We start from the raw sequence: 6,404 nt of genomic DNA, 5'->3' as shown, positions 1-6,404 counted from the left end.
GTTACTTCTCGTTACTTCTCGTTACTTCTCGTTATTCTTCTTCGGTTAATGAGTAATATTGTGTTGGATCTTGTCTGCTACTTCCATGCCAATAAATTAATCCTTTTTTCACTAACTCATTCAGTATTTTTCGTGAATATGTGTCTTTTTTTCCAAGAATTCTATTAGCTTTTTTTACATTAATCTGTTTAGAAGGATATAAATATTGGATAATTTTAACTTCTTCCTTAGAAAGAGTGTCCATTACTTCTTCAGTTAAATAGTCATTAACTTTTTCATTTTTTCTATTTCTTCTAGTACCGATATTATTTTCTAATTTTAATTTCACCGACTTATTAGCAGGTTCTGAATACTCTGGCTCTTTCAAAAAGAATTCTTTCATTTCTTGATAGATTCTTTTAACTCCTTCATTTAGTTCTTTTACATAACCAAACTCAGTCATTAAACGTGCTATTCTGGGATTTCTGGAAAAACGCGTTTCTTTTAAATTTTCAAGATTAACCATATTAGGTAATCTTCCAGGACTTATAATTTCTAATCGATCATCATACATACTAATTTTTATACAATCCCCTGTTAAAGAATAATCCCTATGTACAATAGCATTTACAATCCCTTCTAACCAAGCAAACTCAGGGTATTCTGGAACAGAAATAAACTTACCTTCTTTATCTAAACTATTAAAATCTCTTAGTTGACTTTGAACTAAATTTTTCACTTCTTCTACTAATTTAGGCAAAGGGGCTTCTATGCTTTGATCTTTTATTATATTAAGACGACTCCCAGTTTCTTGAGTTGTACCTTCATATCTAATAAAGCGAACTCTTGAATTTGGAATATATTTTTCAGGATTTTTGGCAAACATTAAAACTGCTACATTAGTATATCCATTCTTACCCACGCCTGCTCTAATATTTAAAATATCTTTATTTGAACGACTACTTTTCATTATTTCTCTATATCTATTAAATAAATCTTCTTCTAAATCTTCTTCATCAAAATTTTTACAAATTTCATCTTCATATGATCTTTGACCTTTATCATACTCTAAAGAAATAATTTGATTATGCTTAAGTTTATCAGTTTTATCAGCTTGCCTTAAATATACATCTTCACTATCTCTTATTGTTACTATTGCGTCTGGATTTGGAGGAACTTCTATTTCTATTATGTAGTTGTCATTAACTTTTATTTCTTCAACTTTAACTTCTATTAAAGGAACAATTCCATTAGTTATTAATCGTTTAATATCTGCTGCAGTTTTCCCTTCATACTGCTTACACCCAATCACTTTTCCATCGTCACTAATACCAATTACTAAAATCCCCCCCTCTGCATTTGCAAATCCATTAACATGTGTTAATATTTTCCTATTTTCAATACGTGCTTCTTTTCTATCAAAGTGAGTACTTTCTTTTAGAGTTTTATACATTTCTACTTTATCCATTCACTTAAACTCCTTTCTCTCAGACAAATATATGTGTTCTTATTTTATCATAGCTATTTTAGTACCTTAATAAATATTATAATAGTACTAATGAATAGTAATCTATTAAATAATTTAATAAGGTGTGAAAATATTGAATAACAAAAAATGGAATAAAGACTTAGAAGATGGTTTATTGAGTATAATAAAGGACATTGATAAAATAGATGTAAAAAAAGTTTTTGAAGATGACTCTTCATTGCAAGGATTAGATTCTGAAAAATTACAACATTTTCCAGATGAATCTACTATCAATATAAGCGATATAGCAAGATATAGCCTTCTAAAAATGGATTCAGACGATGCTAATACAATAGAAAAGAATATTGAATTACTGAGAGAATGCAGTGGAAAGTTGAATGACAATGATATGTTTATTCAAGAAAAGAATAATTTTTCAGCCAATTTCAAGAAATTTTGTAATGCTCTAGGCATTAATAGCGAACACTTTAAAGCAGGAAAATCTTATATTTTTAAAAGCGAAAGTTTATATATATTATATGATATATTGTATAATAATTCAGATTACCTACACTTCTTTAAAAATGGATTGAACAAAAAAGACCTGAATGTTACTAATAAAATTAATGAAAATCTATATAGTTTCATTAAGAATGAAATTACCGACCAGCAAGATTATGCTCATGCAATGACAGTATATTACCTTTATTTTTTAATTGATTCAAGCATCGAAATTGGTATTAAATCTAAAATTATAGCGATTCTTACAGCCACTGGTATAACTAACATCGATCGTATTTCACTATTAGAATATTACTTAAATGAGTTAGAGGAATTAGATATGGAGATAAATGCAAAACTTGCTGAAAGTATCGAAACAAATCAAACTAGCTACCTTATTCAAAATGATAAAACTGCCATTCATTTTCCACTAGCAAAATATATTACTCATCGAGACACTAAAGCATCAGTACCTAAAAATATGCTCTTATCATTAATCCTAAATAGTGATTTGGTGCCTCCAGAAGACTTAGAAGACAAAGAACTCAAATACCCCAAAAAAATAACAAAAGAACATCATGATAAGTTAGTAAATGAAATCAACAAAGCACTAAACCATTATAATGACAATGATAATCCTCCTTCTGACTACTTTTATATAACTTCAAATTAACTTCTATTTAAAGCGCTGTAAAATCAGCGCTTTTATTTTTGTCAACAAAAAACCTTCTCAGTTTAGTACGGAATTTCTAACATTTTTTTACAAGCATTAAAATGATTACTTATTGGCTAAAATAACCTTAAGAAAATTAATTGTGCGCACCTTTGATTTTCCTATTTTTATTAATTAGTAGGAGGAATTCAAATGTCTTACAAGCAAGAAGATGATTTTAAAGCGTTAAAAAATAAAGTTTTAGGTATTTCATTTAATTTATCGGAGGGACAAGCATTTACTTTCCATGACTTGAACCGTCGTGCAAATGTGCCGTGTTCTAAAGCAGTACAACAAAATGTTGGGCGTTGGTTCGCATATTTTGTAAAACATGCGCCACGTGTTCCATTTATTATTATCGGTAAAAATACCAACGGTCATTTAGTATATATGAAAGTCGGACCTAATCCACTCAATGATAGCAACCCTTCGAAAGGAGGTGTTCGCTAATGAGTCATCATGACATTTTTAGACTAGGCCTATACCATTTAGATACAATGGGTTGGCATAAAACTATCCCACCTAAAAAAGATGGAGATGAGAAAAAAGTAGTGACTATGTCTAGTTGTATGGCTGTTGAAGCTAAATTTTGGCATGCCTTAGAAAATACAGAAAAAATAATTATTTCTAACGGTAAGGATAAAGAACATACATTTGACTCTGATATTTTAACAACTCGAAAGTTACCTTCCTTGATTAAATATGGTCACAGTATCAATGAAAATTATATAAAAGATTTGAGCTATGCACTACAATTAATGCGCGATGAAATGCCCACTTCTGATTTATATGATGGCTCGGGCATCATAGAAACACCCCATGGTTACATTGTAATGATAGATACCATTTATACATCTAAACAATATGATCAGTTAGCATCTTTAGATCCTATTGTCGATAGTGCTTATCCATTAGAGCCTAAAGGTACATTTAAAGATTGGTTAAATATGTATATTAACGAAGTCAAAGGTCATCTTCTTCTAGAGTTAGCGGTCGTATTTGGAATTTCTGCCTTAGTGACAAGCTTTCTGAAGTACAAACGTGAAATCGAATTTGCAGGAATTATCTTTAGTTTTACAGGCCAGTCATCAACTGGTAAATCAACAGCAGCAGCTTTAGCAGTATCCGTCGCTGGAAATCCAACTAAAGGTAATCAAACACTTTTTCGAGGTTGGAATGCCACACGTAATGCACTTGAAAGTTACTTGAGTAACAATTTTGGTATACCTATTGTATTTGATGAACTCTCATCAGCAACTTTTAAAGATACAACGGGGTTATTGTACTCTATCGCTGAAGGTCAAGGGCGTCAACGTTCCAATGTACACGGAGAAGTTAAAACGCCTAAGAATTGGGGCACTTCTGTGATTTCAACCTCTGAATACAGTATCTTTACTGATTCTGCTCAAAACGATGGATTACGTGTAAGAACCATCGAGATTAATGAACAATTTACTACAAATGCGACCAATGCTGACAATATCAAAAAAGCCGTGGCACTAAACCATGGTCATGTTTTACCGTTAGTAGCTCAATACCTTATAAATCGTGAAGATGAAGTTATTCAATGGTTTTACAAAGAAGTAGATTGGTTTGAAGCTAAATTGAACAGTGAAACAAACAATACAGGTATTCGTATGTTTAAGCGTTATGCAGTCATTACAACATCTGCGAAAATATTAGGTCGTGTTTTAGCTACAGATATTGATATCGCTAAAATCAGAGACTACTTTATTGATTATCATGCTCATACAGTCTCTGAACGATCACTGGCAGATAAAGCGATCGAAGTCATTACTCAATTTGTAGCACAAAACCGTGGTAAGTTTTCTGATGACAAAGCGTTAAAGAATATGATGGAGAACTATGGACTAATTGCCTTAAAAGATAATCATATCGAAGTCAAAATCATTGCGTCTGTATTTAAAAATATGTTGTTAGAGCATCACTTCCAAGATGTTAATAATGTTGTTAATGCACTAAGGGATAAAGGATTTATCGAATCTGACCATGATCGAATTACAACAAAAAGAACAGTCAAAGATGGCAATGGCAAAAAACAGTCACTTGTCTTTTACCATTTAAAGCTAGATTCAGAATATGCGTCTATTTTTGGTCTAACTAAAGATGCTGAACCTATTAAAGCTGAAATTAACTTGGATAACAAAAAGATACTTGAATCATGGAAAAAACAGAACGATGATTTAATTGATTTTTAATAACTTAAAGATGAAATCGTACAGGAGTAGATAAAATGGATGAATTGATTGAATTACTAGCTGATTTAATCGTTGAAGAGTTACAGAACGATAACTAATCATTGCGGTCCTACGTGTTAAAAGCACGTTGGACCTTTCATTCGAATTTACTCATAAATATATATTATCTTTTTGGAGGTGAAGGCCATGGTCGAAGTCATTGGTTATGTACGTCAAAGTACACTCAAACAACAAAGCTTAGCTACTCAAACGTCACTTATTATGGAAACTGCAAAGCAATATGGTTGGCACAATATAGAATTTTATGACGATAAGAAAACTGGTCGAAATACAAAACGTTCAGGCTATCAAAAAATGGTAGAAATGATTATATCTGGAGAATGCAAAGTATTGTGTTGCTATCGCTTGAATCGACTACATCGTAATTTGAAAAATGCCATACAATTCTTTGAAATTTGCAAAAAGCATCACGTCACAATCATCAGTGTGAATGATGGTTATTTTGACTTATCTAAGGAATTTGACCGCTTTCGCCTAAACATACTTATGAGTCTAGCTGAAATGGAGTCTAATAATATCAGTGAACAAACACGAAATGGAATCAAAGAAAAAGCGAAACAAGATAAAATGATTACAACACATGCACCCTTTGGGTATCAATATCATAATGGTACTTTCACGATAGACACAGTAAAAGCACCAACAATAAAAGCTGTATTCAATTATTACCTTCAAGGTTATGGTTATAAAAAAATTGCGCAATATTTAGAAGCTGATGATAACTTCATTAATCGCAAGCCTTATCAAGTGCGTAATATTATCCTCAACCCTAATTACTGTGGCCGTGTTATCAATCAATACGGACAATATGAAAACATGTTCCCAGCTATTGTCAGTACAACGATATACGAAGAAGCTCAAGTTACCCGAACTCAGAAACAAGTAAAACGTAAGCCGTCAGAAAATCAACTCAAACAAAAAATCAAATGTCCCTATTGTCATTCGACACTCACAAACATGACTGTCCGAAAACCAGATCATTCATTGCGTTACTATGTCTGTCCGCAAAATATGAATAACGCTCGCTTTGTTTGTGAATTTAAAGGAATCAACGCACAAGAATTAGAAACAAGTGTTTTAGCGACTTGTCAGGACTTCTTTCAAAATCAACAGCTCTATTCAAAAATAAACCATACTATTCAACAACGACTCAAAAGACAAAGAGATATAGAAACTAAAACTACACTCAATCACGAGCAGCTGATAGAAAAATTAGCCCAAGGCAAAATTGATGCAGAAACGTTCAGAGAACAAACGCAATCATTACATCAACGATCAAAACCTATATCATCAATCAGTGCGCATCAAATTCGAAAAGCTTTCCAAAACATCATTCAACAACGTTTCACGCTAAACATGTTGTACCCCTATATTGATGAAATTAATATTTCTAAAAATAAAAGCCTCGCTGGCATCTATTTCAAAAACGAACCACTGAATATTGTAAAGCAGACTATGAAATGAT

The 6,404-nt window shown here is 31.8% G+C and carries 5 protein-coding genes; 4 read left to right on the top strand and 1 reads right to left on the bottom strand.

Annotation, left to right across the window (positions count from 1 at the left end; genetic code table 11):
- Nucleotides 1-31 precede the first annotated feature (31 nt).
- Nucleotides 32-1,447, bottom strand: coding sequence for an ATP-binding protein (locus HMPREF2881_RS10220; protein ID WP_070653759.1), 1,416 nt, complete (start codon nt 1,445-1,447; stop codon nt 32-34).
- A gap of 133 nt (nt 1,448-1,580) precedes the next feature.
- Here HMPREF2881_RS10220 and HMPREF2881_RS10215 point away from each other — a divergent pair, with 133 nt between their 5' ends.
- The 4 genes from HMPREF2881_RS10215 (at nt 1,581) to ccrA (ending at nt 6,403) form a co-directional block, all read left to right on the top strand.
- The gene (locus HMPREF2881_RS10215) at nt 1,581-2,621 is read left to right on the top strand and encodes a hypothetical protein (protein ID WP_070653758.1); all 1,041 of its coding nucleotides are present in this window, start codon (nt 1,581-1,583) and stop codon (nt 2,619-2,621) included.
- 192 nt (nt 2,622-2,813) lie between these two features.
- Nucleotides 2,814-3,110 carry a cassette chromosome ssDNA-binding protein gene (ssb, locus tag HMPREF2881_RS10210; protein WP_070653757.1) on the top strand — a complete coding sequence of 99 codons (297 nt, stop codon included), beginning with the start codon at nt 2,814-2,816 and terminating at the stop codon, nt 3,108-3,110.
- Nucleotides 3,110-4,879 carry a cassette chromosome replicative helicase gene (cch1, locus tag HMPREF2881_RS10205; RefSeq protein WP_070653756.1) on the top strand — a complete coding sequence of 590 codons (1,770 nt, stop codon included), beginning with the start codon at nt 3,110-3,112 and terminating at the stop codon, nt 4,877-4,879. Before ssb ends, cch1 begins: the two co-directional genes overlap by 1 nt.
- Nucleotides 4,880-5,065: 186 nt before the next feature.
- The gene (gene ccrA / locus HMPREF2881_RS10200; protein WP_070653755.1) at nt 5,066-6,403 is read left to right on the top strand and encodes a cassette chromosome recombinase CcrA; all 1,338 of its coding nucleotides are present in this window, start codon (nt 5,066-5,068) and stop codon (nt 6,401-6,403) included.
- Nucleotide 6,404 lies beyond the last annotated feature (1 nt).

This window comes from Staphylococcus sp. HMSC057A08 (assembly GCF_001812925.1).
In the GTDB taxonomy this organism is placed as follows: Bacteria; Bacillota; Bacilli; order Staphylococcales; family Staphylococcaceae; genus Staphylococcus; species Staphylococcus hominis.
Note: the sequence above shows the minus strand (reverse complement) of the source record. Positions and strands in the feature narration are given on the sequence as shown.